This is a genomic window from Robiginitalea sp. (genome assembly GCF_049588695.1).
GTDB lineage: Bacteria > Bacteroidota > Bacteroidia > Flavobacteriales > Flavobacteriaceae > Robiginitalea.
This window is the reverse complement of record NZ_JBAVZJ010000451.1, coordinates 1-2,034: the sequence shown is the minus strand read 5'-3', so window position 1 is coordinate 2,034 and position 2,034 is coordinate 1. Positions and strand designations below refer to the sequence as shown.

The 2,034-nt window shown below is 47.6% G+C and carries 3 protein-coding genes; 1 reads left to right on the top strand and 2 read right to left on the bottom strand.

The window, feature by feature from the left end:
- The coding region (locus WBV75_RS10640) for a hypothetical protein (protein ID WP_424120588.1) at positions 1-203 on the top strand (203 nt) is incomplete at its 5' end.
- An 81-nt stretch (positions 204-284) separates the two neighbouring features.
- On the opposite strand, the gene WBV75_RS10635 is transcribed toward WBV75_RS10640, so the two are convergent.
- Both WBV75_RS10635 and WBV75_RS10630 read right to left on the bottom strand, forming a co-directional pair.
- Positions 285-1,328 carry a quinone-dependent dihydroorotate dehydrogenase gene (locus WBV75_RS10635; RefSeq protein ID WP_424120587.1) on the bottom strand — a complete coding sequence of 348 codons (1,044 nt, stop codon included), beginning with the start codon at positions 1,326-1,328 and terminating at the stop codon, positions 285-287.
- 66 nt (positions 1,329-1,394) lie between these two features.
- A complete protein-coding gene (locus WBV75_RS10630; RefSeq protein WP_424120586.1) occupies positions 1,395-1,829 on the bottom strand; it encodes a hypothetical protein in 435 nt (144 codons plus the stop codon).
- Between the last annotated feature and the right edge of the window lie 205 nt (positions 1,830-2,034).

Below are 2,034 nucleotides of genomic sequence, written 5' to 3'. Positions count from 1 at the left end.
ATCTCAGATATCAAGGGTACAAACTCCTAAAATCAAAAGGGAAAGCACGTTGCCTAAGCATTACCCAATGTTTCAATACATCCTCACTAAAATTTAAGGCAAAACTAAACGCCCAGCATTCCGAGTTGTGGCTGCATATTGGTTTCTTTAAAAAAACGGCATGGAATTTCCGTTTAAAAGAATATCGAACCTCACTCGGGTAAATTGCGGGTTTAGTGTGATCAAATATTGCCTTCTTGGAGGGCGGGATTCCTTGATACTCGATGTTTCAGTATTTGAATATCCTAGCGCTCCATACGTTCGAGTAATGCGGTATTGATTCGTTTTATAAGGGAAGGGCCCTCGTATACAAAGCCGGTCCATAGTTGTATCAGGCTTGCGCCTGCATCCAGCTTCTCCAGGGCGTCTTCAGGACTGTGTATCCCCCCTACCCCAATTATGGGAAAGGCCCCCTGGCTGTTTTCGTATAAGAAACGAATCACCTCCGTGCTTCTGCGCTCCAGGGGTTTCCCACTAAGACCTCCCATTTCTGAGCTGAGCTCAGGATCAGAGACCAGACCGTCCCTCGATATGGTGGTATTGGTAGCGATCACACCATCGGTACCGGTACTGGTAATAATCTCAATAATATCCAGTAGCTGGGTATCAGTGAGATCGGGAGCAATTTTAAGGAGAACAGGTTTTTCCTTTGTCTTGTGGGTTACTGCATGGGCTTTCCCGGCCTTTTTAAGCGTATTCAATAATTCAGTCAGGGGCTCCTTATCCTGTAACTCCCGTAAACCCGGAGTATTGGGGGAACTGACATTTACCACAAAGTAGTCGACAAGTGGGTAGAGTGTCTTCAGACAGTATAAATAGTCAGAGGCGGCACTCTCGTTCGGGGTAATCTTGTTCTTGCCAATAGTCCCGCCGACCAAAACGCCATGAGGTACCTTTAATCGCTCGGCTGCAATATCGACACCCTGATTATTAAACCCCATTCGGTTGATGATGGCCTGGTCATCCTTCAGGCGGAAGAGGCGTTTTTTTGGATTCCCCTCCTGGGGCTTCGGGGTGAGAGTTCCGATCTCTATAAACCCAAAACCCAACCCCGAGAGCTCGCGGAAGAGTCGGGCATCTTTATCAAATCCGGCAGCCAGACCCACCGGGTTCGGAAAGGTCAGTCCGAACACCTCTCGCTCGAGTCGTTTATCCTTTTTTGTAAAACGCGCAGTGACCAGGGATCCCAGGCCCAGGCGATAGATGAATCCGATAGCTTTAAAGGACCAATGATGGACCTGTTCGGGATCAAATCGGAAAAGGAGGGGGCGAATAAACTGCTTGTACATCGGGGTCAATGTTTGGCTAAAAATACAAACTTCCCTTCAGGAGTCCTACTGGCTTAAGGGGTGATTCTATTCGTTCTCCTCGCCTTTCAGAAAGGTTTCAGAGGTCGGTTCAAGGGGGTAAAGGTCCAGCTCCGCACACAATTCTGCATACTTTCTGTACTGGGCAGGTCTGAAAATACCGAGTAGCAGGCGGTCATAAAATAGTGAATTCCGAACCATCTTTTCTTTGATCTCCTCGTACTTCTGGCCCATGGCGGTCAGTTGCTCGGGTGTTTGTTGCGGGTGAGAAGCGAGAAGCTCATCCAGCTCCAGCTGCAATGGCGCATTTTTTTGCTCAAGCGAATCTACCCAATTCAGCATGCGCTGCTCCTGGGTTGTATCAAACTCGAATACCTTTGCAATTTGTTGTGGATCCGTTCCCCCGAGCCCCACCGGACAATCCTCGCCTCGTACGCCCGTGGCCCAAAAGAAACCAACCAAAAATAAATTTCTCCATTTCATGGGCTGAAATTACAAAAGTGATACCTGATTTTCATACAGAAACCTATTTTTGAAGAAAAGAACATATGAATTCCTTAAAAGAGCGTTTTCTTCGCTATGTACGCATAAACACCGAAAGTGATCCGAATTCTAAATCATGCCCCAGCACGGAACATCAATGGAATCTGGCACGCCTGCTCGAAAGAGAACTCCGGGAACTGGGCAT

Excerpts from the sequence above, each read along its gene's own strand:
- WBV75_RS10635 (WP_424120587.1), bottom strand. The coding sequence starts at position 1,328 with ATGTACAAGCAGTTTATTCGCCCCCTCCTTTTCCGATTTGATCCCGAA.
- WBV75_RS10630 (WP_424120586.1), bottom strand. The coding sequence starts at position 1,829 with ATGAAATGGAGAAATTTATTTTTGGTTGGTTTCTTTTGGGCCACGGGC.